This window comes from Streptomyces sp. NRRL F-5630, from assembly GCF_000719475.1.
Lineage (GTDB): Bacteria > Actinomycetota > Actinomycetes > Streptomycetales > Streptomycetaceae > Streptomyces.
In genome coordinates this window covers 24104-48790 of record NZ_JOGO01000048.1, presented here as the reverse complement: position 1 = coordinate 48790, position 24687 = coordinate 24104, and the positions used below count along the sequence as shown (strand labels likewise).

24 protein-coding genes and 1 pseudogene are annotated in these 24687 nt (G+C 73.1%); 13 read left to right on the top strand and 12 right to left on the bottom strand.

Features of this window, described 5'->3' with window-relative positions:
- Positions 1 to 351: 351 nt before the first annotated feature.
- The 9 genes from IF99_RS0121205 to treZ all read left to right on the top strand — a co-directional run bounded on the left by IF99_RS0121205 (position 352) and on the right by treZ (position 9376).
- Positions 352 to 1311: a carbohydrate ABC transporter permease gene (locus IF99_RS0121205; RefSeq protein WP_030998192.1), complete on the top strand. Its 960-nt coding sequence runs from the start codon at positions 352 to 354 to the stop codon at positions 1309 to 1311.
- Complete coding sequence (locus tag IF99_RS0121200) at positions 1308 to 2315, top strand: carbohydrate ABC transporter permease (RefSeq protein WP_420705691.1); 1008 nt, start codon at positions 1308 to 1310, stop codon at positions 2313 to 2315. Before IF99_RS0121205 ends, IF99_RS0121200 begins: the two co-directional genes overlap by 4 nt.
- Positions 2315 to 3619, top strand: a complete 1305-nt coding sequence (locus IF99_RS0121195) for an ABC transporter substrate-binding protein (RefSeq protein ID WP_030998190.1) — start codon at positions 2315 to 2317, stop codon at positions 3617 to 3619. The genes IF99_RS0121200 and IF99_RS0121195 overlap by 1 nt, the downstream gene beginning before the upstream one ends.
- A 117-nt stretch (positions 3620 to 3736) precedes the next feature.
- Positions 3737 to 4126 carry a hypothetical protein gene (locus tag IF99_RS0121190; RefSeq protein ID WP_234340790.1) on the top strand — a complete coding sequence of 130 codons (390 nt, stop codon included), beginning with the start codon at positions 3737 to 3739 and terminating at the stop codon, positions 4124 to 4126.
- Between the two features lie 210 nt (positions 4127 to 4336).
- Complete coding sequence (locus IF99_RS0121185; RefSeq protein WP_030998188.1) at positions 4337 to 4744, top strand: hypothetical protein; 408 nt, start codon at positions 4337 to 4339, stop codon at positions 4742 to 4744.
- A 137-nt stretch (positions 4745 to 4881) separates the two neighbouring features.
- Positions 4882 to 5583 carry a response regulator transcription factor gene (locus IF99_RS0121180; protein WP_051703600.1) on the top strand — a complete coding sequence of 234 codons (702 nt, stop codon included), beginning with the start codon at positions 4882 to 4884 and terminating at the stop codon, positions 5581 to 5583.
- The gene (locus IF99_RS0121175; protein ID WP_030998186.1) at positions 5580 to 6857 is read left to right on the top strand and encodes a sensor histidine kinase; all 1278 of its coding nucleotides are present in this window, start codon (positions 5580 to 5582) and stop codon (positions 6855 to 6857) included. Before IF99_RS0121180 ends, IF99_RS0121175 begins: the two co-directional genes overlap by 4 nt.
- Positions 6858 to 7056: 199 nt before the next feature.
- A complete protein-coding gene (locus IF99_RS0121170) occupies positions 7057 to 7440 on the top strand; it encodes a VOC family protein (RefSeq protein ID WP_030998185.1) in 384 nt (127 codons plus the stop codon).
- A gap of 184 nt (positions 7441 to 7624) precedes the next feature.
- Positions 7625 to 9376 (top strand): malto-oligosyltrehalose trehalohydrolase, encoded by a 1752-nt coding sequence (gene treZ, locus IF99_RS0121165; protein ID WP_030998184.1) that lies wholly within the window; start codon positions 7625 to 7627, stop codon positions 9374 to 9376.
- Between the two features lie 54 nt (positions 9377 to 9430).
- On the opposite strand, the gene IF99_RS0121160 is transcribed toward treZ, so the two are convergent.
- Positions 9431 to 10558, bottom strand: coding sequence for an aminopeptidase P family protein (locus tag IF99_RS0121160; RefSeq protein WP_030998183.1), 1128 nt, complete (start codon positions 10556 to 10558; stop codon positions 9431 to 9433).
- Between the two features lie 66 nt (positions 10559 to 10624).
- Positions 10625 to 11074 (bottom strand): ATP-binding protein, encoded by a 450-nt coding sequence (locus IF99_RS0121155; RefSeq protein WP_030998182.1) that lies wholly within the window; start codon positions 11072 to 11074, stop codon positions 10625 to 10627.
- 144 nt (positions 11075 to 11218) lie between these two features.
- Between IF99_RS0121155 and IF99_RS0121150 the strand changes: the two genes are divergently transcribed.
- From IF99_RS0121150 to IF99_RS0121140, 3 genes are all read left to right on the top strand, one after another.
- Complete coding sequence (locus IF99_RS0121150; protein WP_030998181.1) at positions 11219 to 12058, top strand: helix-turn-helix domain-containing protein; 840 nt, start codon at positions 11219 to 11221, stop codon at positions 12056 to 12058.
- Positions 12055 to 12237, top strand: coding sequence for a DUF397 domain-containing protein (locus IF99_RS0121145; protein WP_030998180.1), 183 nt, complete (start codon positions 12055 to 12057; stop codon positions 12235 to 12237). The genes IF99_RS0121150 and IF99_RS0121145 overlap by 4 nt, the downstream gene beginning before the upstream one ends.
- 190 nt (positions 12238 to 12427) lie before the next feature.
- A complete protein-coding gene (locus IF99_RS0121140; protein ID WP_030998179.1) occupies positions 12428 to 12706 on the top strand; it encodes a hypothetical protein in 279 nt (92 codons plus the stop codon).
- Positions 12707 to 12778: 72 nt separating this feature from the next.
- Here IF99_RS0121140 and IF99_RS35065 read toward each other — a convergent pair.
- The 10 genes and pseudogenes from IF99_RS35065 to IF99_RS0121090 form a co-directional block, all read right to left on the bottom strand.
- Positions 12779 to 12886: pseudogene (locus IF99_RS35065) on the bottom strand (GNAT family N-acetyltransferase); the annotation flags it as partial.
- A gap of 131 nt (positions 12887 to 13017) precedes the next feature.
- Positions 13018 to 14556, bottom strand: coding sequence for a family 43 glycosylhydrolase (locus IF99_RS0121130; protein WP_030998178.1), 1539 nt, complete (start codon positions 14554 to 14556; stop codon positions 13018 to 13020).
- 165 nt (positions 14557 to 14721) lie between these two features.
- Entirely contained in the window at positions 14722 to 16512 is a 1791-nt protein-coding gene (locus IF99_RS0121125) for a glycoside hydrolase family 2 (protein WP_030998177.1), read from the bottom strand.
- 49 nt (positions 16513 to 16561) lie between these two features.
- Positions 16562 to 17197, bottom strand: coding sequence for a hypothetical protein (locus tag IF99_RS0121120; protein WP_030998176.1), 636 nt, complete (start codon positions 17195 to 17197; stop codon positions 16562 to 16564).
- A gap of 5 nt (positions 17198 to 17202) precedes the next feature.
- A complete protein-coding gene (locus IF99_RS0121115) occupies positions 17203 to 18039 on the bottom strand; it encodes a carbohydrate ABC transporter permease (protein ID WP_030998175.1) in 837 nt (278 codons plus the stop codon).
- Positions 18036 to 18998, bottom strand: coding sequence for a carbohydrate ABC transporter permease (locus IF99_RS0121110; protein ID WP_030998174.1), 963 nt, complete (start codon positions 18996 to 18998; stop codon positions 18036 to 18038). Before IF99_RS0121110 ends, IF99_RS0121115 begins: the two co-directional genes overlap by 4 nt.
- Positions 18995 to 20320: an ABC transporter substrate-binding protein gene (locus IF99_RS0121105; RefSeq protein WP_030998173.1), complete on the bottom strand. Its 1326-nt coding sequence runs from the start codon at positions 20318 to 20320 to the stop codon at positions 18995 to 18997. The genes IF99_RS0121110 and IF99_RS0121105 overlap by 4 nt, the downstream gene beginning before the upstream one ends.
- A gap of 90 nt (positions 20321 to 20410) precedes the next feature.
- Entirely contained in the window at positions 20411 to 21139 is a 729-nt protein-coding gene (locus tag IF99_RS0121100; RefSeq protein WP_030998172.1) for a cupin domain-containing protein, read from the bottom strand.
- Positions 21133 to 22050 carry a PmoA family protein gene (locus IF99_RS0121095; RefSeq protein WP_030998171.1) on the bottom strand — a complete coding sequence of 306 codons (918 nt, stop codon included), beginning with the start codon at positions 22048 to 22050 and terminating at the stop codon, positions 21133 to 21135. Before IF99_RS0121095 ends, IF99_RS0121100 begins: the two co-directional genes overlap by 7 nt.
- Positions 22047 to 23207 (bottom strand): Gfo/Idh/MocA family protein, encoded by a 1161-nt coding sequence (locus IF99_RS0121090; protein ID WP_030998170.1) that lies wholly within the window; start codon positions 23205 to 23207, stop codon positions 22047 to 22049. Before IF99_RS0121090 ends, IF99_RS0121095 begins: the two co-directional genes overlap by 4 nt.
- A gap of 281 nt (positions 23208 to 23488) precedes the next feature.
- On the opposite strand from IF99_RS0121090, the gene IF99_RS0121085 reads away from it, so the two are divergent.
- Complete coding sequence (locus IF99_RS0121085; RefSeq protein WP_030998169.1) at positions 23489 to 24532, top strand: LacI family DNA-binding transcriptional regulator; 1044 nt, start codon at positions 23489 to 23491, stop codon at positions 24530 to 24532.
- The last annotated feature ends 155 nt before the right edge of the window (positions 24533 to 24687 follow it).

Here is a 24687-nt window from a genome sequence, read left to right as displayed (position 1 = left end):
GCTCCAGGCTGCCCCGCCATCGCGCCCCGGGCCCCCGCCGTCCGCCACCGCACCCCCACGGTCCCCCGCCGCCCCGGTCTCCGCTCCCGCCTCTGTCCGCCCCACGGCCGCCTCCCGTTCCGGCCTCCCACCGCACCACCGGCGGGCCGCGCGCGCCACGCCGGACAGCCGTACGGGTGAGGGGCCGGTGGCCTCCAGGACCGGCCGCGTGCTGCGGGGCTGATCGTGAGGGCGGTTGCGCACGCGGGGTGAGCAGGGGGTAGACGCCGCACCCTCCTCCTCCGCACCATGGGGACCACCCCCGGGACACCGACGTCCCTGCCGGGGCCCACGGCGGGGGAAGGGACCGGGATGACGGTGACGAGCGAGGCCGCGTCGGCACGCGCGGACGCGCGCGGCGGCTCGCCACCGAGGAGTCCCGGGGCGCGACGCACCGCCCTCGGTCTCGACCGCGACGGCTGGTTCCTGCTCCTTCCCGCGCTGATCCCGGTCCTCGTGCTGAGCGTCGTGCCGCTCCTGTACGGGCTCTCGCTCGCCTTCACCGACGCGCAGTCGGGCAGCGCGCGCGGCACCTCGCTCACGGGGCTCGACAACTTCGCCGCGCTCCGCTGGGACTCGCTCTTCTGGGACTCGTTCCGCGTCGGCCTGACCTGGGCGCTCGCCGCCACCGCGCTCCAGTTCGTCCTGTCGCTGGGGCTCGCTCTGCTGCTCGACCAGGACCTGCGCCTCCGCTGGCTCGCGCGGACCCTCGCGCTCGTGCCGTGGGCGATGCCCGAGGTCGTCATCGGCATCATGTGGCGGCTCGTCTACCACCCGGACGCGGGCCTGCTCAACACGACGCTGCGGGATCTGCACCTGACGAGCGGCCACACCGACTGGCTCTCGGACCTCTCGCTCGCGCTGCCCGCCGTGATCGCCGTGGGGGTGTGGGCGGGGATGCCGCAGACGACGGTGGTGCTGCTCGCGGGGCTCCAGAACGTGCCGCTCGAACTGCGCGAGGCGGCGGCGCTCGACGGGGCGGGGATGTGGCGGCGCTTCCGCACGGTGACGTGGCCGGCGCTGCGACCGGTCGCGGTCGCGATCACGGCGCTCCAGTTCATCTGGAACTTCAACGCCTTCGGTCTCGTCTACGTGCTGACCAATGGGGGGCCGGGCGGGAAGACGCGGCTGCCGATGCTCTTCGCGTACGAAGAGGCTTTCCGGTACGGGCAGTTCGGCTACGCGGCGGCCATGGGGCTCGTGATGATGGCCGTCGTCGCGGTGATCCTGGCCGTGTTCCTGCGCGGGCGGCTGAAGGGGGAGGACCAGTGAGCGGTTCCGTTCCTGCGGGACGGCGCGCGGAGCGTGCGAGCGCTCCGGGCGGCCAGCGCGTGAGGGGGGCGGGCACTCCGGCGGATGAACGCGCGGCGGGTGCGGGCACTCCGGCGGGCGGGGGTGCGGGCGCTCCGGCGGGCCGGGGCGCGGCCCTTCCGCCGGGACGGCGTGCGCGCCGCGCCGCAGGCCGCACGGGCCAGTACCTCGCCCTCCTCTGCTACCTGGTCTTCCTCGCCTTCCCGCTCCTCTGGCTGCTGTCCACGGCGTTCAAGTCGCCGCGCGAACTCGGCTCCGTCGACCCGACGTGGCTCCCCGCGCACCCCACGCTCGGCAATTTCCGCGCCGCCTTCGACCAGCAGCCGCTGCTCCGCTCGGGCCTCAACAGCCTGCTCGTGGCGGGCTCGGCCGCGCTGATCTCGGTGGCGGTCGCCGTCCCCGCCGCGTACGTCATGGTGCGGTACCGCTCGGCGCTCGGCAGGCTCGGGACGGGGTGGGTGCTCGTGAGCCAGATGTTCCCCTTCGTGCTGATCATCATCCCGCTGTTCCTGGTACTGCGGAGCGCGCATCTGATCGACTCACTTCCGGGTCTGATCGTCGTGTACGTCGTGTGGAACCTGCCGTTCGCGCTGTGGATGCTCCAGGGGTACGTCCGTGCCGTACCGCCCTCGCTGGAGGAAGCGGCGGCCGTGGACGGGGCCGGGCGGTGGCGCACGCTGCGCGGCGTCGTCCTGCCGCTGCTCGCTCCGGGGCTCGTCGCGACTCTCATGTTCTCGTTCGTGACCGCGTGGAACGAGTTCTTCTTCGCTCTCGTCCTGCTCAAGTCCCCGGAGAAGCAGACGATGTCCGTGATCCTGACCCACTTCGTCGGCGCGGAGGGCGCGGCGGACCTCGGCCCGCTCGCCGCCGCGTCGGTCCTCGCGACGCTGCCGAGCCTCCTCTTCTTCGGCTTGCTGCAACGGCGTCTGGCGAGCGGGATGCTCGGCGGGGCGGTGAAGGGCTGATGCGGCGCCGTACGGTGCTCGGGGCGGCCGTCGCCTCGGCGGGGCTGCTCTCCGCCTGCGGCACGGGCGGGCGCGACGAGGGGCACCCGACCCTCGACTTCCTCTCGCTCGCCTGGCAGGCCGAGTCGGTCGCCGCGAACAAGGCGCTCGTCGCGGAGTGGAACCGTTCGCGCCCGGCCGTCCGCGTCCGCTACGTGCAGGGCTCCTGGTCCACTGTCCACGACCAGTTGCTGACCTCCTTCGCCGGGGACACGGCGCCGGACATCATCCATGACGAGGCGAACGACCTCACCGACTTCGGCCACGGCGGCGACCTCGCGGACCTGAGCGACCTGCTCCCTGCGGACCTGCGCGCCCGCATCCCCGCCGCCTCCTGGGACACGGCCCGTTTCCGCGGCGGCCTCTACGGCGTGCCCTTCCTCCAGGAACCGCGCGTCCTGATCGCGGACCGGGCCCGCCTCTCCGGCGCGGGCATCACGCTGCCCACCGCCGAACAGCCCTGGACCTGGGACGAGTTCGAGGAGGCGGCGAAGGAGCTGACACGGCACGGGAAGGGACGCGAGAGCAGGTACGGCGTCGTCTGGGCGATGAAGGAGCCGGTCAACCAGACGGTCAACATGGCGGTGACGACGGGCGGGCGGGTCATCCACCGCGAGGACGACCGCACCCGGGTCCGCTTCGACGCCGCGGACTCGGCCGTCGCCGAGCTGATCAGGCGGCAGGTACGGGACGAGCGCACGGCCCCGGCGAGCGGGCTCGGCATGGGCGGCGGCGACACACTGCCCGGCTTCTTCGCGGGCCGGTACGCGATGGTCCCGCTCGGCTTCTCGTACCGCCAGCAGGTGAGCCAACAGGCGCCGGAGGGCTTCGACTGGGTGACGCTGCCGCTGCCCGTGGGGCGCGGGGCACCGGACGGGGGCCACGCGCAGGGCGTGAGCCCGCAGACGCTGTCGGTCTCGCGGGCCTGCCGCCACAAGGAGGCCGCCGTCGCGTTCCTGGCCTTCCTGACCCGTACCGCCTCGCTCACCCGTCTCGCGCGCGGCGACTGGCTCCTGCCCACCGGCACCGCGTCCCTGCGCGATCCCTCCCTGAACACCGAGAAGGACGGCTGGCGCACGGGCACGCGCGTCGCGGCCCACCTCGTCGCCTCCCCCGCACTCGGCGCGCGCGGCTACCCCGAGTGGAAGGACAAGGTCGCGACCCCGGCCCTCCAGCAGTACTACAGCGGCGCGATCGGGCTCGACGCGCTGCGCACGAAGCTCGTCCGCGACGGCAACCGCGTCTTCGACCGCTACCGGGACTGACCGGCGCGGAGCGAGGAGGCGGGCCGGGACACGGCTCGGGGGCGTGCCCGGCCCTCCCGGGGGAACCCGACGGTGCATCACCGCACGCACGGCGAACGCACCGCCAAGGAGGGCGAGATGACATCGACGAAGACGAAGAAGGCGTCCGGCACGACGGGCAAGAAGTCCGCCGCGTCGGCCGGGAAGACCGTGGGCGGGAAGGCGAAGACCGCCTCGGGCAAGAAGGCGGCGGGCAGCGCGCTCGCGCAGAAGGGCTCCGGCAAGAAGGCGACCCGCTCCGGCTCGGCCTCGGCGGCGGGAAAGACCGTCGCGGCCTCGAAGCCGACGAAGGCGGAGAAGAAGGCGGCGGCGAGCGCGCTCTCGCAGGCCCCGGCCACGAAGAAGAAGCCGGGCAAGAAGGTCCTCACCGCCGCGGCGAAGACCCTCGCGGACCGCAAGGCGAGCAAGAAGGCGCGCTCCGAGGCGGCGGGCACACTGGCCCGCGCCGCAGCGGCGGCGATGCGCTGACCCGCCCCGTACCGCCATCACCCGCGCCCCGGCCCCTCGGACCGGGGCGCGAGCACGTCTTGGCCGGGGCAGCGAAGCGCTCCCCGAAGGACGCCGCCAGGCGCCTGCGCATGAGTGCGCTCTCCAGTGCGCTTTCTTTAAACTCTCGCAACATCCCTCCCGGTTGACTGCGGGAGCCGGCCCACCAGGGGCCCGCGGAGAGGATGCATCATGGGATTCATGCGAAGCTGGGGCATCGGTCTGGTCGCCGCCACGCTGATCGGCGGCGGGGCGGCGATGGCGAACGCCGCGAACGCCGCGTCCGGCGACTCCTCCCACGACAGTGGGAACCAGCCCGCCGCTGTCCTGCCCGGAGGTGACGGATCGGGCACCTCGGCGGGTGACCCGCAGGCACACCCCCTGCCCGAAGGCGACACCCCCGGCACGCCCGCAGGCGACGAGACCTACCGCCTCCCGGCGGGTGACCCGCAGGCGCACCCCCTGCCCGAAGGCGACACCCCCGGCACACCCGCGGACGACGAGACCTACCGCCTCCCGGGCGGCGACCCCCAGGCGCACCCCCTGCCCGAAGGCGACACCCCCGGCACACCCGCGGACGACGAGACGTACCACCTCTGATCCCGCATCGCTCGGCGCGGTCCGGTGCCGGGGCGGCTGCTCCGGCACCGGGCAGGGCGGTCTGGGACAGTACCGCCAGGGCCTGTGAGGAAAAGGGAGGGGCGGGACATGGTGCGCGGGATGGGAGGAGCGGGGACGTGAAAGTTCTTGTGGTCGAGGACGAGCCTCTGCTCGCCAGGGCGCTACAGGTCTGCTTGCGGCGCGACGCGATGACGGTCGACGCGACCGGTGACGGCGGATCGGCTCTGGAGATGCTGGAGCTCAACGACTACGACGCCATGGTGCTCGACCGTGACATCCCGGTCGTGCATGGTGACGAGGTGTGCCGTCGCGCCGTTCGCGCCCACCCGGGGGTAGGGGTGCTGATGCTGACCGCCGCCGGCCGGCTGCACGACCGCGTGGAGGGCCTGCGGCTCGGTGCCGATGACTACCTTGCCAAGCCCTTCGAGTTCCCTGAGCTGATCGCCCGGCTCCGGGCGATCTCGCGGCGTACGGGGCCCCGGCTCCCCACGCTGCTCCGGGCCGGTGACCTGAGCCTTGATCCCTTCACCCGCCAGGTCTCCCGCTCCGGCGCCCCGGTCAGCCTGACCAACAAGGAATTCGCCGTCCTCGAACAGCTGTTGCGCGCGGGCGGCGCGGTGCTGAGCGCCGAGGAACTCCTCGCCAAGGCGTGGGACCGGAACGCCGACCCGTTCACCAACTCTCCCCGAGTGGTGATCTCCACCTTGCGGCGCAAGCTCGGCCGCCCCTGGCCCATCGAGACCGTCCCCGGCGCGGGTTACCGCATCCGCCCCGGGCAGACCTCGTGTCCCCCGCAGGATCAGGACTCCGCCCGATGACCTCCCGGCGGTTCTCGGTGAAGACGCGGGTCACTGTCGTGTTCGCCACCTTGCTCGCCCTCAGCGCGGCCCTGCTCGTCGCGCTGGTGGTGGTCCTCATGGCCTACGTGCCGCAGTACACCCTCACCCCGGTCGACGTGACGCTCGTACCGGGGCAGGAACCGGTGACGGCCAGGCCCTCCAGCGCTCCCGTCACGGTGTCGAGCCCGGCTGACTTCCTGCGCCTCCTGGCGGTTTTCTCCGCTCTCGCCTTTCTCGTCGTCATCGTGCTCGGCGCCCTGCTCATGCGCACCGTGGTCGGCCGTGCGTTGGCGCCCCTCGCGGAAATCGACGCCGCGGCACGCGACGCGGTCGCGGGCGACCTCGGTTCCCGCGTGGACGTGGAGGGCCCGCCCGACGAAGTCACCAGCCTGGCCCACACGTTCAACGCGATGCTGGCCCGCTTGCAGCGCTCTTTCGACACCCAGCGCCAGTTCGCCGCCAACGCCTCGCATGAGCTCCAGACACCGCTCGCGACCAGCCAGGCGGTCATCGATGTCGCCCTGGGCGACCCGGAGCTGCGCCACGTCCACGACCTGCTCACCGATCTCCGCCACCTCAGCACCCGCAGTACACAGACGGTGAGGGCGCTCCTGGACCTCGCGGCGGTGGAGGACGGCGAACTCGACCGGCAGACGGTCGCGCTGGACGCCGTGCTCCAGCAGGTGCTGAGTGAACAACGGGCCCGAGCAGCCCTCGTGGACGTCGAGCTGCGCCATACCGCGACTTCCCCGGTCCCGATCACGGCCGACCCGGTACTCCTGCGACTGATGCTGGACAACCTCGTCGACAACGCCGTCCAGCACAACACGAGGCCGGGCACGGTGGACATCGACCTCACGGCCGACGCCGGGCAGGCCCTCTTCCGCATCAGCAACTCCGGACCCGCGCTCTCTCCCGAACAGGCCGCCCAGATCACCCAGCCGTTCTACCGTGCCGAGGGCCGGACCGTCAGTGTCACCGGCAGAACCGGACGGGGGCTGGGCGCGGCGCTGGTCGCCCATATCGCTGAGCGGCACAACTGGTCCTTGAGCGTGACCGCGCGACCCGCCGGCGGCCTCCTTGTCACGGTGCGCATACCGTGCGGCCCCACCGCCCACGACAGACCGGCGTCCGTCCCCCGCCAGGACCCGGAAACCGCCGTCCGCCCCTCACCTCGCGTCAGTCGCGGGGACGAGGAGGCGCCACGCCCCCCGATCCGCTGTGCGGGACGGGGAGCCGCCCCGGGCCGCTGACGAGGCGGGTCCGGCGCGAGGGGACGTGCTCCGGCGGGACGGCGAGGCGGACGCCGGGGACGCGGCGCGGTACCGCCCCGAGGGCGATCCGGCCGCCCGACGCGTAGGACCGTTCGCGTACCGCCCGCCCGCACCGGACGCCGCGCGGCCGCCCCGAGGGCGACGAGGCGAGAGGGAAGGCAGGCCCTACCCTCGGTTCATGCTCACCCTCGGATTCCCCGTCATCGGCGTCACCGACCTCGCCCGCGCGGTCTCCTTCTGGACCACGGCGCTCCCCCTCGTCGAGAGCGAGGAGTGGCGCAGCGAGACCTGGAGCACCCTGCAGCACGCGGACGGCTCGGGACGCGCCCTGGGCCTCATGCTCAGCCAGTCACCGCCCGAGCCCCGCCCCCGCCTCCACCTGGACCTCTTCACGGAAAGCCGCGAGGAGCAGTTCACGGAGGTCGCCCGCCTCCTCAGCATCGGCGCCCGCCGCGTCGACTGGCCCCTCTACCCGGAGAACCCCGACTTCGTCGTCCTGGCCGACCCGGACGGCAACCTCTTCTGCGTGGTCGACCTGAGCCGGGCCCCGAGCGGGGGATGACGGCCCGTCTCTCCCTCTTCCGGGACCCGCCCCCGACACAGCGCCCCGCAGAAAAGCCCCCCGAATCCCGCCGATCTGCGCCACCATGGACACCGAGCGTCACCGAACGGCCTCAGCCGGGCCGCCGCCACGGCCCGCGCCGCTCACAGGCGCTCCCCGCCCCTCCCCCGACCAAGGAGATCCGGTGCAGTTCTCAGTGTGGGCCCCGCAGGCGAAGCGACTCGGTCTCCAGGTGGACCAGTCGGCGTACGGGATGGAGCGCGACCCCACCCGCCCCGGCTGGTGGACGGCCGAGGCGGAGGCCGGGCAGGGGGCGCGGTACGGGTACGTCGTGGACGGCGCGGGCCCGTACCCCGACCCGCGCTCGCGGCGCCAGCCGGACGGGCCCGACGGGCTCAGCGCCGTCGTCGACGAGGGCGCGTACGAGTGGCGGCACCCGGAGTGGACCGGACGCGGGCTCCCGGGCGCGGTGCTCTACGAGATGCACGTCGGTACGTACACGCGCGAGGGCACCTTCGACGCGGCGGCCGAACGCCTGCCGCACCTCGCCGAGCTGGGCGTCACGCACGTCGAGCTGATGCCCGTGTGCCCCTTCCCCGGCACGTGGGGGTGGGGATACGAGGGCGTATCGCTGTGGGCCGTGCACGAGCCGTACGGCGGGCCGGAAGGGCTCAAGCGGTTCGTGGACTCGGCGCACGGGCTCGGTCTCGGTGTCGTGCTCGACGTCGTGCACAACCACTTCGGTCCCTCCGGGAACTACCTGCCGCTCTTCGGCCCGTACCTGACGGACCGGCACAGCACACCGTGGGGCGCGGCCGTCAACCTCGACGCGCCCGGCTCGGACGAGGTGCGCGCGTACCTGCGCGAGAGCGCCCTCTCCTGGCTGCGGGACTACCGGATCGACGGGCTCCGCCTCGACGCCGTGCACGCGCTGCGCGACGAGCGCGCGCTGAGCTTCCTGGAGGAACTGTCGGGAGCGGTCGCGGAGCTGGCCGAGGCGACGGGCCGCCCGCTCTTCCTCGTCGGCGAGTCGGACCTCAACGACCCGCGCGTCGTCACGCCCCGCGCGGAGCACGGTCTCGGCCTCGACGCGCAGTGGAACGACGACTTCCACCACGCGCTGCACACGATGCTCACCGGCGAGGCGCAGGGCTACTACGCGGACTTCGCACGCGAGCCGTACGCGGCCCTCGCCAAGACGCTGACGGGCGCGTTCTTCCACGACGGCACGTACTCGTCCTTCCGGGGCCGCCACCACGGCCGTCCCGTGGACCGCGCGCACGCCTCCGCGCACCGCTTCCTCGGCTACTCCCAGACCCACGACCAGGTCGGGAACCGCGCGCGCGGGGACCGCCTGAGCGCCCAGCTGGAGCCGGGGGTACTGGCCTGCGCGGCGGCGCTCGTCCTCACGTCCCCCTTCACGCCGATGCTCTTCATGGGCGAGGAGTGGGGCGCCTCGACGCCCTGGCAGTTCTTCACGGACCACACGGACCCGGAGCTGGCGGAGGCGGTGCGGCGCGGGCGCAGGCGCGAGTTCGCCGAGCACGGCTGGGCCGGGGAGGACATCCCCGACCCGCAGGACCACGCGACGCGCGACGCCTCGTGCCTGGACTGGGCGGAACTGGCCGAGGAACCGCACACGCGTCTCTTCGCCTGGTACCGCGCTCTGATCGACCTGCGCCGCACCCGCCCCGACCTCCAGTCCCCCGACCTGACGGCCGTGAAGACGGCGTACGACGCGGAGGCGGGCTGGTTCGCGGTGCGGCGCGGGGACGTGCGGCTCGCGGTGAACCTGGGCGCGGAGCCGGTGGACGTGCCGGTCGAGCCGGGCCCGGTGAAGGTCCTCGCGGCGTGGGAGGACGTCGCGGAACCGGACGGCTCGGGCACCGTGACGGTACCGGGGCGCTCGTGCGTGGTGCTGGCCGAGGACGCCTGAGCGGCGGCGGTACGGGGTGGGACCGCGTGCCCCGTACCGCCCCTCCGACCGGGCTCAGTGCACGACCGCGAGGTCCCTCGACGTCTTGTTGAGGCGCTCGCCGCCGGTCTCCGTGACCGTCACGATGTCCTCGATGCGGACACCGAAGCGGCCGGGGAGGTAGATCCCCGGTTCGACGGAGAAGCACATGCCCGGCACGAGCTCCTGGGTCTCGCCCTCGATCATGTACGGAGGCTCGTGCGTCGTGACGCCGATGCCGTGCCCGGTGCGGTGGATGAAGTACTCGCCGTACCCGGCCTCGTCGATGACCGCGCGCGCGGCGCGGTCGATGTCCTGGCACGTCGCACCCGGACGTACGGCCGCGCAGCCGGCCTCCTGCGCGCGGCGCACGACCTCGTGCACCTCGCGGACCTCGGCGGAGGGCTCGCCGACGCTGACGGTACGGGTCGTGTCGGACCCGTACCCGTGCTTGAGGCCCCCGAAGTCGAGGACGACCGTGTCACCCTCCTCGATGACCCGCTCCCCCGCCTCGTGGTGCGGGTTCGCGCCGTTGGGGCCGGAGCCGACCACCGTGAAGTCGACCTGCGAGTGCCCGTGGCCGAGGAGCAGCGCGGCGAGGTCGGCGGCGACCTCGTTCTCGCGGCGCCCGGCGAAGCGGACGCTCTTGATCTCCTCGTACGTGGCGTCGGCGGCCTCGGCGGCGGCGGCGAGCCGGGCGAGTTCGGCCTGGTCCTTCACCGCGCGCAGCATCGGCAGCGCTTCGGTGAGCGAGTCGAAGGCGGAGCCGCGCAGGGTGCGCTGGAGGTGGAGGAGGTGCAGCGCCCAGGCGTTGTCGCTGACGCCGAGCCGGCCGCCGAGCGGGAGGAGCGGGACGACGAGCTGGTACGGGTCCTGCCCGTCGCGCCAGCCCTCGAAGGTGAGCGCCCCTGCGCCGGGAGCCGCCTCCGCGTCGGGCGCCTCCAGCGCGGGCACGACGAGGACGGGTTCGCGCCCGGCGGCCAGGACGAGCAGCGTGGCCCGCTCGGTCACGGCGGGCACGCGGTAGCCCGTCAGCCACTCCATGTCGGGACCGGGCGTCACGACGAGCCCGTCCAGCCCGGCCGCCTGCGCGTTCCCCGCCGCCCGACGCATCCGGCTCTCGTACTCGGCGGAGGTGAAGGGATCGGGGGTCTCGGTCGCCATGGGCTCGCCTTTCGCGGTACGGGTACGGCGAGCGCCAGCGTACGGGCGATCCGGGGCCGCGTCCGCTCAGAGCACGCCGTCGACCGCGAACTCGGCCCGTACGGTCTTGCCGACCGGCCCCCGCTCCACGACCTCCCAGCGGTCCGCGCACGCGTCGACGAGGACGAGCCCGTAGCCGCCCTCCGCGAGCGGCGCACGCGGCCCGGGCCGCCGTGGCGGCCGGTGTTCCCCGCGCGCGTCGGAGACGTCGATACGCAGCACGCCCTCCGTCACGCGCAGTTCCGCCCGCACCTCGAAGTCCCGCCCGGGAACTTTGCCGTGCGTGACGGCGTTGGCGGCCAGCTCCCCCACGACGGTCTCGGCCCGCCGCACGAGAGGACTCCCGTGGAAGAACCCCCACGTGCCCAGTTCGTGCACGACGAGGAGCCGCGCGAGACGCGCCCCGAGCAGCGTGGAACTGAAGCGCTGGACGAAAGGGGCGGGGGCGGACGGGCGGGGGGTGTGAGTGGTGGTCATGGCGGTAAGGCTGGCCCGCTGACCTGCGTGATCCCAGGTACTCAACTCGTACAGAAAGTGAGCGTACGACCGCGAACCGTGGACAGTACGAGTAACCGGCCGAGACCATGAGCCGTTGTCCGTACGACGCGAAAGGCAGGCGGCATGGCGATCGGCGCGACCACCGGCGAGCCCGAACCCTCCGAGACTCTGAAGGTGTTCGGCGCGGTCGTCAAGGTCTTCCGTAAGCGGGAGGGCCTGACCCAGGAGCGGTTGGCGGAAGTCCTCGGCTACTCGGTGGACATGATCTCGTCCATCGAGCAGGGCCGCCGGATGCCGCAACCGGACTTCGTGCAGGCTGCCGAACGCGCCTTGCACGCAGCGGGGATGCTGAGCCCTCTGCTCCCCCATGTGGTGCGGAAGCCTGGGCTGGCCAACCACTTCCGTGAGTGGGCCCTGCTGGAAACGGAGGCGATCAGCCTCTACACGTACGAATGCCGAGTGCTGCCGGGGCTGTTGCAGACGGAGGCGTATGCCCGAGCAGTCGAACTGAACGTCCCGCCGTTGCCGACCAGCGAGGAGCTGAGGCAACGCCTGACTACTCGGCTTGAGCGACAGGAGTTGCTGAGCACGGATCGGCAACCGCCATGCGCCTTCAGCTTCATTATCGAGGAGTCCATCTTCATCCGCAGGACCGGTGGCGACGAGGTGACGTGCGGAATCCTGGACCGCATCCGGCGAGTCATCGACGAACACTGGAACGTCCAAGTGCAGATCATGCCGCTCCACCAGCCCCTGCACGCGGGGCTTGACGGGACCATGAGGCTGCTGGAGACCCCCGACAACATGTGGCACGCGTACTCCGAAGGCCAGGAGAGCGGCGTCATGATCTCGAACGCCAAATCCGTCAGTGTGCTCCACCAGCGGTATGCGAAACTGCGCTCACAGGCGCTGACACCGGAGGACTCGGTGCGCCTGCTTGAGCGACTGCGAGGAGCACTATGACCACCGTGGGTCTGTCCTGGTTCAAGAGCAGCTACAGCGGCTCCGGCGGAAGCGACTGCGTAGAGGTCGCCCTCACCCCGCTCGCCATCCACATCCGCGACTCCAAGGACACCACGCGTCCCAGCTTCACCGCCGCACCCTCCGCGTGGGCTGACTTCCTGGGGAATCTGACGCGCTGATCGCGCGGGGCAGCGCGAGACGGCCCGCCGCCTCTCGCTCCACCAGAGATACGCGCGCAGCCGCAACCATCTCCGTGGCACGGGGCCGGGCCCTCGTCAGGCCGGAGGCAAGGGCATGGATGGGGGCGCGGGACCGCCGTCGCGGGGCGGACCGGCCCATGACGGCGACCGGGCGGGGTATCCGGCGGGCATGACGACGACAGAGCATGGACCCCACAAGGACCCCACCGCCCTCGGCCCCTTGGAACCCGGGACGCCGCAACGCGTCGCGGCGCGGCGCCGGACCTGGGACGTGGCCTGGACCGCGACGTGCGTGCTGCTCGCCCTGTGGTCGGTGCTGTGGGCGGTGGGAGCCCTGCGCGGAGCGGCCGAGGCGTGGCTGTGGAGCGGGTGCGGGATCGTTCTGCTGGGCTGTGCGTGGTGGGCGCGGCGCTCGGTGCGGAAGAACGCGCTGCGGCCGATGCGCTGAGCCCTTGCTCCGTACGCGGGTCTCCGTCTGCCCGGCCCGGCGAAGCAAGGAGCTTGCTCCCCGCCGACGTGCTCAGCGGCCCTTTTCCGCGCCCGCCCCGCGCTCCCATGCCTCCCGCGTCAGCTCGTACTCCACGTCTCCGTGCTCCGAGCCCGCGATCACCTCCGGCCAGTCCTCGGTGACGGCTGTGTTCCACCACGGGGTTTCGGACCTGCCCGGCGCCGGTGGGAGCCCGGACGCGAGGACAGCCGGGCCAGGCGGGCCGCAGGCGAAGCGCGACCCCCCGTGTGGCCCGGCCGGACCGCACGCCGTCAGTTCGTCCAGACCTCCGCCCGGTCCACGCTGACGAAGGCCGCGCCGGACTGGCCGTCGCGGTCGCCGGTCACCCGGACGCGCAGGGTGTGCTTGCCGCTCGGCAGGCGGGGGCTGAGGTACTGGAGGTTCTCCCCGGTGCGCGGTGTGCCGTAGTAGTCCAGGCGCTGTTCCGCGCCGCCGTCGATGCTCACCGCCGCGTAGCCGTTGCCGGTGTCGCGTACGGAGAACAGGGCGATCCTGGTGCCGGTGAAGGTGTACGTGGCGGTGTTGCCCGCCGTCGCGCTCCAGTGGTCGTCGCCCCAGAAGCACTGCACGCCGCAGCCGGTGCCGGAGTTCCAGGTGCCGGTGTAGGCGAGCGAGCCGGCGCCGCTGGAGCGGCCGTCGTCGTTGATCCAGTAGGCGCTGGGACCCGGGTCGCCCGAGGGCAGGTCCTGGGTCGCGCCGGTGGCGAGCGGGACGCCGAAGTCCGGGCTGCCGTCCGCCTTCCAGCCGATGCGCTGCGCGCGCGTCGTCCGGTTGCTGTAGGTGTTCACCGACGTGGACTTGGCGTGGTAGACGATCCAGTCCTCCTTGCCGTCGGGGGACTTGAAGAGGGCGTGGTGGCCCGGCCCGTAGACGCCGTGGTCGTCGGCGCGCGAGAAGACGGCCCCCTGGTGCTGCTGCCAGTTGCCGGGCACGAGCGGGTCGGCGCCGTCCGGCAGCGACATCATCCAGAGCTGGTAGTCGGGCTTCCCCGTGTCGCACGTGGAGTACGTCATCCAGGTGCGGCCGTTGCGGTAGAGGAACTCCGGGCCCTCGCGCACCTCGGGGCAGCCGCCCGCCGCGTCGAGCGCGACCGCGTTCCCGGAGACGGTGTACGGGTTCGACAGCGGGGCGATGTTGAGGCCGTTGTGCTGGTACTGGTTGATGCCGCTGTAGGCGAGGTAGAGGCGGCCGTTGACCTGGAGGATGCCGGGGTCGATGGCGAAGTCGTTGGCGTGGTTGGGCGGGGCGAGCTTCGCCTTGAAGTGGTACGGGCCCGTCGGATCGTCCCGGTCGGACTCGGCGACGTAGACGCGGTGGTGGTCGTCGGTGCCGTCGTCGGCCGTGTAGTAGAGGTACCAGCGGTCCCCGAAGCGGTAGAACTCCGGCGCCCAGATGTGCTGGTTCCGGCTCGCGTCCGTGTCGGTCCACACGGTGACGGGGTCGGCCGTCAGGAGCGTGCTCAGGGACGGGGAGCGCCACATCTTGACGCTGTCCCCCTGCGTGGTGGTCAGGTAGTAGTTGCCGTTCCAGTACGTCATGTACGGGTCCGGGCCGGTGTTGAGCGGGTTGCGGAACGTACCGGCCGCCATCGGAGCGGCGGAGGCGGCGGCGGCCGGGGCGGCGGCGGCCGGGGCGGCGGCGGCCGGGGCGGCGGCGGCCTGCTCGGGGCGGACCGCGTTCGTACCGGCGCCGAGCAGGACGAGGACGGCGAGGACGCCGCACAGGCGCAGGAGGCGGAACGGGCGCGAGGCGTGGAAGGGGCGCGGGGGGTGGGGCGGGCGCGCGCGCATGTGGGGGGCTCCTTCTTCGTGAACCGCCGGTCCCGGCCGGGTGGCCGGGACCTCGACGGACGTTTTACAACGATGCAGAGCTGTCGGTGCGTCACCGTAGGGACGGCCCGGGGCGGCGTCAAGACTCCGTGCGGGCATCCGGGCCGGCGGGCCCGGCCCCGGTCCTCAGGACCGGGCGCGTCCGCTCAGGATGGCGCGGAGGATCTCCGGCTCGATCTTGGGACGGCGGGCGGCGTCGAGCAGCCCGTTGGTCTCCTGGAGCGTGTCGGTGAACTGCGTGTAGCAGTAGCCCGCGAGACCGGAGTCCTCGGCGGCCGCGACGAGTGCGGCGAGGCGCTCGGCGAAGTCCTCCGGAGTCTCCACGGTGTCGTACCCGAACCACGGCGCGCTCTCCTCCGGGACGAAGGTCGCCCCGCCGAACTCGCTGAGCACGACCGGCTGCCCGGTGTGCCGCACGCCGTCGAGCAGGAGGCGCCGCGCGCCCGGCCACCGCTCGCCGAAGGCTCCCGTACGCACGGGTTTTTCGTAGCGCTCGCGCAGGTCGCGCGCGTCCTGCGTGTAGTCGTGCACGCCCCAGATGTCGGCGGCGGAGATCTCCCAGCCGTCGTTGGAGACGGCGGGGCGCGAGGGGTCCAGGGCCTTGGTGAGGTGGTAGAGCGCGTCCATGAAGTGGCGCTGCGCCGGGACCTCGGCGGGGTGGGGCACGGACCAGGACTCGTTGACGGGGACCCAGGCGACGAGGGAGGGGTGGCTGACGTCGCGCAGGACGGCGGCGGTCCACTCGGCCGTCACGCGTTCGACGGTGGGCGTTCCGAAGGCGTACGCGGAGGGCATCTCGCCCCACAGCATGAGCCCGAGCCTGTCGGCCCAGTACAGGAAGCGCGGGTCCTCGATCTTCTGGTGCAGGCGCAGGCCGTTGAGGCCGATGGACTTGGCGAGTTCGGCCTCCTCACGCAGCGCGTCGGCCGGGGCGGCGAGGTGCGAGGCGGGCCAGTAGCCCTGCTGGAGGGCGAAGCGCAGGAACCGGGGCTTGTGGTTGAGGAGGAAGACGCCGTCGTCCCAGCCGATGTCGCGCAGCCCGAGGTAGGAGTGGACGCGGTCGACGAGGGCGCCGTCCTCCGCGTCGGTCAGTTCGAGCGTCGCGTCGACGAGGTGCGGGTGCTCGGGGCTCCACAGCAGGTCGTCGAGGTCCTGGCCGTGGCGCAGGGCGGGCACGGCGATGTCGGTCTCGTTCTCGGGGCCGTCGAGACGGACGCGCTGCTCGGCGAGGAGGCGCTCCCCGAGGCGCAGGCGGACGGTGAGGTCGAGGGGCTGGTCGGGCCAGCGGTCCAGGCGGGTGCGGCAGCGGACGCGCGCGTGGGCGATGTCGCTCTCCCAGTGGAGCGCGGTGAGGTGCTGCTCGGGGACCTCCTCCAGCCAGACGGGCTGCCAGATGCCGGAGGTGCGGTGGTACCAGATGACGTGCGGTTCGGCGCGCCAGTCCTGTTTGCCGCGCGGCTGCGCCGGGTCCGGCCGGTCCTCGGCGCGTACGACGAGGACGTGCGGCCCCTCGCCGGTGACGAGCTCAGTGAGGTCGCAGGTGAAGCCGGTGTGCCCGCCTTCGTGGCGACCGGCGAGGTGCCCGTCGAGCCACACCTCGGCGCGGTGGTCGACGGCGCCGAAGTGGAGCAGGAGGCGGCGGCCGGGCGCGGGGGCGGTCACGTCGAGGGTGCGCCGGTACCACAGGACGGGGTGCGGGGCCGGGTCGTGGATGCCGGAGGCGGGCGACTCGGGCGGGTAGGGGACGGTGATGGCGCGGGTCCAGGGAGCGGTGGTCTCCGGGGCCATCCAGCGTGCGCGGCGGCCCTGGTCGGCGTCGTCGTGGGCGAACTGCCACGTGCCGCAGAGGTCGTGCCAGTCCGGGTCGCGGACGAGCTGCGGCCTCGGATGGCCGGCGACGTCGAGGTGGCTGTGCATGAACGAACTCCGTGGGGAGGGGGCGGGGGGCAGTGGGGGGCGGTGGCGCTCAGCTCTCCCGGTCCTGCGGGGCGGCGCGCAGGTCCACGGTGGTCGCGGCGAAGGCGAGCGGTCCGGGGAGCAGGGGCAGCAGCAGGGGCATCCCCCAGGCGATGAGGGCGGCGAGCACGAGGGCGGCCACCAGGAGGAGGCTGCCGTGCGGGTCGGCCGCCGCGCGGTGCCAGGTGGTGCGCGCCGTCACGGTCCCGGGTGCGGCGCTCGCCCGCAGGAGGAGCACCCCGGCGCCGAGCGCGAGGACGACGAGGGCGGGGCCCACCAGGACCCGTCCCGGCAGGTCCCCGCCCGCGAGGGCGAGGTCGGCGCGGACGGCGAGGGCGAAGGCGGGCAGGAGCAGCCCCAGGAGCAGCGAGCGCGGCACGAGGCGGGCCCGCAGCCGTGCGAGGTAGGCGCGGGCCGAGGCGGTCCTGCCGCCCGCCGCCGTCTCGCGGAGCGTCTGGGACGCGGCGGCGAAGGCGGCGGGCGCGGTGAGGACCGGGAGGCAGCACAGGCTCGTGAGGAGGCTGACGAGCAGGACGTCGGCGAAGAGCGAGAAGGCGGGGCCGAAGACCTCGCCGGGTTCGCGGCGGTCGCTGGGCGCGGGGGTGTACGCGGAGGCGCGGACGGGAGCGGGTGCGGGACGGCTCATGGTGGTCAGCCCTTCAGTCCGGAGGTGGCCATGCCCTGGACGAGGTAGCGCTGGAAGACCGCGAAGAAGAGCACGATGGGCAGGACGGAGATGACGGACATGGCGAACATCGGTCCGTAGGCGGAGGTGCTCGACTGGTCCACGAAGCTGCGCAGGGCGAGCGTGATGGTGAACTTCTCCGGCGCGAAGAGGTAGATCATCTGCGTGAAGAAGTCGTTCCACGTCCAGATGAAGGTGAAGATGGCCGTGGTGATCAGCGCGGGCCTGCTCAGCGGCAGCGTGATGGCCCAGTAGGTGCGGAAGGCCCCGCAGCCGTCGATGCGCGCCGACTCCTCCAGTTCGCGCGGCAGTCCGCGCATGAACTGCACGACGAGGAAGACGAAGAACGCCTCGGTCGCGAGGAACTTGGGCAGGATGAGCGGCCAGTAGGTGTCCACCAGGCCGAGCCGGTTGAAGATGATGTACTGCGGGATCAGGACGACGTGGTGGGGCAGCATGAGCGTCGCCACCATGAAGCCGAACATCGGCTTGCGCATCCGGAACCGCAGCCGGGCGAAGGCGTAGGCGGCCAGCGAGCAGGACAGGACGTTGCCGAGCACGGCGCCGCCCGCGATGAGCAGGCTGTTGCCGAGCAGGCGGCCGACGGAGACGCCGGAGACGCCGTCGAGTGCCGTCGTGTAGTTGGACCACTCGAAGTGGCTGGGCCACAGCGCGAGGCTCGTGGCGACCTCGGTGGCCGGTTTGAGCGAGGTGGCGGCGAGCCAGCCGAGCGGGTAGAGCAGGAGGAGCAGGCACACCAGGGCGACGGTGTGCGGCAGCCAGCGTTTCGTGAGCGTGCTCACCGGTCCTCCTCGTCCGCGTAGAAGACCCACGACCGCGAGGTGCGGAAGAGGATGAGGGTGACGGCCCCGATGGCGAGCAGCAGCATCCAGGCCATGGCGGCGGCGTAGCCCATGTGGGAGGCGGTGAAGCCGCGTTCGTAGAGGTACAGCGTGTAGAAGAGCGTCGAGTCGGCCGGGCCGCCGTCGCCGCCGCTGATGGCGAAGGCCGGGGTGAAGACCTGGAAGGACTGGATGGTCTCCAGGACGAGGTTGAAGAAGACGACGGGCGAGAGCATCGGGACCGTGACGGAGAGGAACTGCCGCCAGCGGCCCGCGCCGTCGAGGGCGGCGGCCTCGTAGAGGTCGGGCGAGATCTGCTGGAGCCCGGCCAGGAAGATGACCATGGGCGCCCCGAACTGCCACACGGTGAGCAGGACGACGGCGAAGACGGCGTAGTCGGGGTTGCCGACCCAGCCCCCGGTGTGGATGCCGACCGAGTCCAGGACGCGGGCGACGGTGCCGCCGTCGTTGAACAGGGCGCGCCACACGAGCGCGATGGACATGCTCGCGCCGAGCAGCGAGGGCGCGTAGAAGGCGGAGCGGTAGAAGGCGCGGCCCCGGCCGAGGTTCTTCAGAAGCATCGCGACGCCGAGCGCGAGGCCCAGTTTGAGCGGGACGGCGACGACGACGTAGAGGAGCGTGGTGCCGACGGACCGCCAGTAGCGGGGGTCCTCGGTGAGCATCTCCGTGTAGTTGCGCAGCCCGACCCAGTGCGGCGGGTCGAAGAGGTTGTAGTCGGTGAAGGAGAGGTAGAGGGAGACCGCCATCGGGACGAGCGTCAGCGCGACGGCGCCGATCATCCACGGGGAGAGGAAGACGTAGGCGGGCCACTGCTGTTCGCGGCGGCGCCGGACGCGCCCCTTGCGCGCGGCGGGCGGCCCGGTGGTGCGGTCCGGGGGCCGGGTGGTCAGGACGCTCATTGCCTCAGCTCCCGGTTGGCCTGGTCGATGAGTTCGCGCGCCGCCTGCCGGGGAGTGGCCAGGCCGAACATGACGCGCTGGTACGTGCGCCCGAAAGCGGCCTGGACGGCCAGGTCGCCCCGGGGCGGCGCGGTGGGCGGGTCGGCGAGGCCGTACTTCTCCATGGCCCGCGCGTACTGGTAGATCTCCCGTTCGGCGCCCTTGAGGGTGGTGGCGACCCGGGCGGCGACGGCGCGGTTGGGCGGGGTGGAGCGGGAGAAGCCGAGGATGTCGCCCGCGCGGCGGTCGTTGAGGAGGAAGTCGACGAGTCGCGCGGCCTCCTTCGGGTGCGCGGAGTGCGCGCCGATGCCGATGAGCATGGACGGCTTGAAGTAGGCGCCCGCGCGGCCGTTGGTCGTGGGGACGGGCGCGTAGTGGATCTGGTCGCCCAGGAGGGCGGGATAGCCGGGGAAGGGCGCGTCCCACGTGAAGTCGGCGGCGGCCAGCCCGCGGCCCATGGGACTCGTCTCGGTGCTCTTGGCCTGGGTGGTGTCCCGGGCGGCGGCGACGGCTCCCTCCTTGCGCAGAGTGTCGCAGAAGGTCCAGAAGGCGGTGAGGTCGCGTTCGGTGTAGGCGAGGCGGCGCTGGTCCTCGTAGAGCTGTCCGCCCCGGCTGCGCAGCCAGTCCTCGAAGACGTCCTCGTTGGTGCCGCCGTCGTTGGAGCCCGTGACGGTGCGTCCGTCGGGGGCGCGCAGCCCGAGGCGGTGGATGCGCGCGTTGGCGTCCGCCCAGTCCTCCCAGGTCCAGGAGGGCTTGGGGGTGGTGATCCCGGCCTTCGCGTAGATGGCGGAGTCATAGGCGTAGCCGGTGATGCCGCGGCCCATCGGCAGGGCGTACTGGCGGCCCTGATAGGTGCCGGTGCGCACGAAGGAGTCGTCCATCTCGTCGGTGCGGAGGATGCCCGCCTCGATCAGGTCGTCGAGGCGGGCGAGCGCGTCGCCCGCCGCGTACTGGGAGATCTGCCGGTAGTCGAGCTGGACGACGTCGGGGACGCCGCCGCCCGCCGCCTGCGTGGCGAGCTTCGTGAGGTAGGAGCCGAAGTCGGCGTTGGAGGTGCGGACGGTGATGCCGGGGTGCTCCTTCTCGAAGAGCTTGACGGCGTTCTTCGTCCGCGTGGCGCGGTCGTCGTTGCCCCACCAGGAGAAGGTGAGGGTGACGCCCTTGCCGCCGCCCGTGCCGCCCGAGGAGCAGGCGGAGAGCGGGGTGAGCGCGGCGGTGGCGCCGAGGGTGCTCAGAGCGAGGAAGGTCCGCCGGCGGGGCCGGACGGCGGGTGGCTCGGGCATGGGGTGGTCCCAGGGGTGCGGGTCGGGTGCGGGGGCCGGATGGACGGGGTCGCGGGTGGACGTGGGAGCGGGGGCGGGGGAAGGCGCGGGTCAGGCGCCGGTGTAGACGTCGAGGCGTCCGCACATGCCGAAGCGGCCCCGTGCGGTGGGCCCGGTCGCGGTGACGCGGGCGTGCGCGAGGTGCTCGGCGCTCCCCTCGCGGAGCGCGGCGAGCTGGGCGCCGCTCGCGCGGGTGGCCGCCTCGGCCCCGTCCCGCAGCCGCTCCTGCCAGGCGTCGAGCTGGGGCCGTACGAGGGCGGCGGCGGCGCGGTGGAAGGCGGCGAGCGGGGCGGGGTCGCCCTGCTCGGTGGCCTCGCGCAGGGCGAGGAAGCGGCGGGTGGCGAGGTCGCGGCGGCGGCGCGCGGTCCGGGCCCGTTCCTCCTCCGTCCCCTCGGCGGGGATGCGGACCGCCTCGGCGTACGTGGCGGGGTCGGTCAGCAGCTCGGGCGGCAGCGTGAGCACCGCGTCGCCCGCCTCGGGCAGCCCGCTGTTCTGCATGACGACGGTGATGCGCAGCGCGTCCTCGTTGACGAGGCGGTGGATCGTGCCGGGCGTGAACCAGACGACGCGGCCCGCTTCGAGGGGGTCCTCGCGGTAGCCGGAGGTCGTGAGGGTCTGCACGCTGCCGCGCCCGGAGGTGACGACGTAGCCCTCGGTGCAGGCGAGGTGGAGGTGCGGGGTGCCGCCGCCGGGGTGGCCGTCGACGGTGGGCCAGTCGTAGACGCTGAGCCGGGAGACGGCGACCGCGCCGGGGAAGCCCTCGTAGGTGTCGCTCACCACGGCTGCTCCTCGAAGTGGGCGAGGACGCGGTCGCGGTCCCAGCGGCCGTCGGCGACGGTGACGCGGTAGGTGCGGGCGAAGGAGTCGCCGGGGGCGAGGACGAGTTCCTCGTGGAAGGCCCAGGAGGGGGCGACGGCGGCGAAGGGCTCGCTGCGCACGAACCAGTGGGCGGGGTGGGTGCCCGCCTCTCCCCGGTGGTCGTTGCCGGGCGCGTGGGCGAAGACGAGCGTGGCGTGGCCGTCGCGGCCGTCGTGCTCGCCGGTGTAGGCGAGCCAGTCGGACTGGCTGCCCATCAGGTCCTGGCCCTCGGCCTCGGCGGTGAAGGTCTCGCCGCCCCGGAAGGCGCGCGGACCGCGCCAGAAGAGCCCGGTGTACCCGGCGTCGGGGCGGCCGTGGGTGGTGGGGCTGCCGAAGCGCAGCGGCTCGCTGTGGCGGTTGGTGACGGCGGAGGTCCAGGTGAGCGACCAGCAGTCGGTACCGGCCGCGACCTCGATGCGGCGTCGCTCGTCGGCCCAGTGCACCGCCGTGTCGTGCGGGTGCCAGGTGAGGGTCTCCTCGATGAGGGCGCGGTCGCCCTCGGCGCGCACGGTCTCGAAGCCGGTGTGGGCCATCGAGCCGACGCGCTCGGGCAGGGCGAGGTAGCCCTCGCCGTGCACGTAGGTGTTGCCGCCCCACAGGTTCTGCCCCGACAGGTGCGAGGCGGTCAGTTGCAGGCCCTTGTGCCAGCGGTGGTCGTTGGGCCGGTAGTCGGTGACGAGCGCGCCGGAGAGGGTGCGCAGCGGGTGCAGGTAGGGCTTGGGCGCCTCCCAGGGGTCCTCGGGCCGGTAGACGTAGGCGAGGAGTTCGGTACCGGTGGCCTCGTGGGCGAGGGTGACGCGGTCGCCGTGGGTGTGGGTCAGGACGAGGGTCATGCGGCGTTCTCTCCTGCCTCGGCGGGGGCCCAGCCGGGCGCGCCGCCGTGGAGTGCGGTGTAGTACGGGTCGCCGGGCGCGATCTCGCCCGCGTGCACGGCGTTCCCGGTGAAGGCGGACTTGTACAGGGCGGTGATGAACTCCAGCGTGCGGCGGGCGCCTTCGCCACTGGTCGGGTGGCGGCGCCCGGCGAGGATGTCGGCGGTGAGGGCGCGGAGCTGGGCGAGGTGGGAGCTGGGTTCGTCGGGGCCGAAGTCGCGCCAGGCCGCGACGGTCTCCTCGGGGACGCCGGGGGCGGGGGTGATGCGCCAGTCCGCGTTGCGGTAGCCGTACAGGTGCGTGACCTCGATGGTGGCGAGAGAGCAGTCGACGCGGATGCGGCTGACCTCGTCGGGGCTCAGGACGCTGTTGACGACGGTGGCGAGGGCCCCGTCGGCGAAGCGGACGAGGGCGGTGGAGACGTCCTCGGTCTCGACGTCGTGGACGAGGCGGCCCGCCATGCCGCGCACCTCCTCCCAGGGGCCGAGCAGGTCGAGGAGGAGGTCGGTCTGGTGGATGCCGTGGCCCATCGCCGGCCCGCCGCCCTCGGTGGCCCAGCGTCCGCGCCAGGGCGCCGCGTAGTAGGCGGTGTCGCGGTACCAGGTGGTCTGGCAGTGGGCGACGAGCGGCCTGCCGAAGGCGCCCTCGCGCAGCAGGCGGCGCACGTGCCGGGCGGCGGAGCCGAAGCGGTGCTGGAAGACGATGGAGAGGTACGGGTCCGCCGCGCCGCCCGGTTCGGCGGCGGTCATGGCGTCGAGGTCCGCGAGCGAGGGGCAGGGGGGCTTCTCGCACCACACCCAGGCCCCGGCCCGCAGCGCCGCGACGGCCTGTTCGCGGTGGACGGAGGGGGGCGTGCTGAGGACGACGAGGTCGGGGCGGACGGCGGAGAGGGTCGCTTCGAGGTCGGTGGAGGAGTGCGCGATGCCCGCTTCCGCCGCGAAGGAGGCGGCGGAAGCGGCGTCGAGGTCGACCGCCGCGACCAGCTCGGTGGCGCCCTCCTCGGCGAGGGTGCGCAGCGCGGGCAGGTGGCTGGAGCGCGCGATGCCGCCGGTGCCCACGACCGCGGTGCGCAGAGGTGCGGGCGGGGGGCTGGCGGGGGCGGGGGTGGGCGAAGACATACGGCCTCTCTGCGGACGGCGTGCGTACGGGGGCGGTGGAGGCCCCGTGCGGGTGGCCCGGCGTGGTGGCGTCCCGTTGCCCGGGAGCGGGCAGGGGGGAGCCGGGGGCGCGGTGGCTGCCGATGGATTCCGGACAGCAACCGCTTGCTGTTCCCACGTTGTAACCGGCGTATATCGCCGGGGTCAACCCTTCGGCACCGGACTTCTTCAGCACACGGGGGCGCTGGTACACCGGTGAATCAGGGTCCTAGACTGGCCTTTTCCGAGAGAGGACACGGGTTGTGGCAGCGGTGACACTCAAGGACGTGGCGCAGCGCGCGGGAGTGTCGATCAAGACGGTCTCCAACGTTGTACGCGGCGCGCCACGGGTCTCCGAGACGACCCGGGCCCGAGTCGCCAAGGCCGTGGAGGAGCTGGGGTACCGGCCCAACCCGACCGCGCGGCGCCTGCGTACGGGCCGCAGCGGCATGATCGCCCTCGTGGTGCCGGAGCTGGTGAGCCCGTACTTCGCCGAACTCGCCCAGCACGTGCGCACGGAGGCGACCGCGCTCGGCCTCACCGTCCTCATCGAGGAGACCCTCGGGGACCCGGCGGAGGAACTGCGGCTCGCGGGCGGTGTGGGCGCCTCGCTCCTGGACGGCGTCATCCTCTCCCCCCTGCACACCACGGCCGAGGAACTCGCCCCCGTCTCGGGTGCCTTCCCGCTCGTCCTGCTCGGCGAGCGCAGCTACGCGCGTGACCGGGTCGCCGCCGACCACGTCCTCATCGACAACGTCGCGGCGGCGCACACGGCCACCGCGCACCTCGCCGCGCTGGGCCGTACCCGCATCGCCGCCATCGGCCACGACCGCAAGGGTTCCGCGACGAGCCGGCAGCGCCTGGAGGGCTTCCAGCGGGCCCTGCACGAGGCGGGGCTGCCCTTCGATCCCCGGCTCGCCCCTCCCGTGGACGAGTTCGACCGGCGCAACGGCCTGGAGGCGATGCGCGCGCTGCTCGCGCTGCCGCCGGACAGGCGCCCGGACGCGGTGTCCTGCTTCAGCGACCTGCTCGCCTTCGGCGCCCGCCGGGCTCTCTACGAGGCGGGGCTGCGCGTCCCCGAGGACATCGCCCTGACCGGCATCGACGGAACCGAGGAGGCGCGGTACGGCACACCGTCCCTGACGACCGTCGTGCCCGACAAGGCGGCCATCGCCGCGCTGGCCGTGAAGTGCCTGGCCGCCCGCATCAGCGTCGCCACCCCGCCCCCGTTCGAGGTGCACCACGCACCGCACTGGCTCGTCGAGAGGGAATCGACCCGGGGAGGACGAGCGCCGGTGGAGGGGTGAGGCGGGGGCGGATGCCCGTCCCCCGGCGCCGCTCCGCCCCGGCGCGAACGACCGCCACCGCTGTGGACCCGCGGACGGTTCGGCGCTCCTGTGCGCGTACCGCGCCCGGACCGATCGCGTCATCCGCACCCTTCGCCTCCTCCCCTCAACCCGTC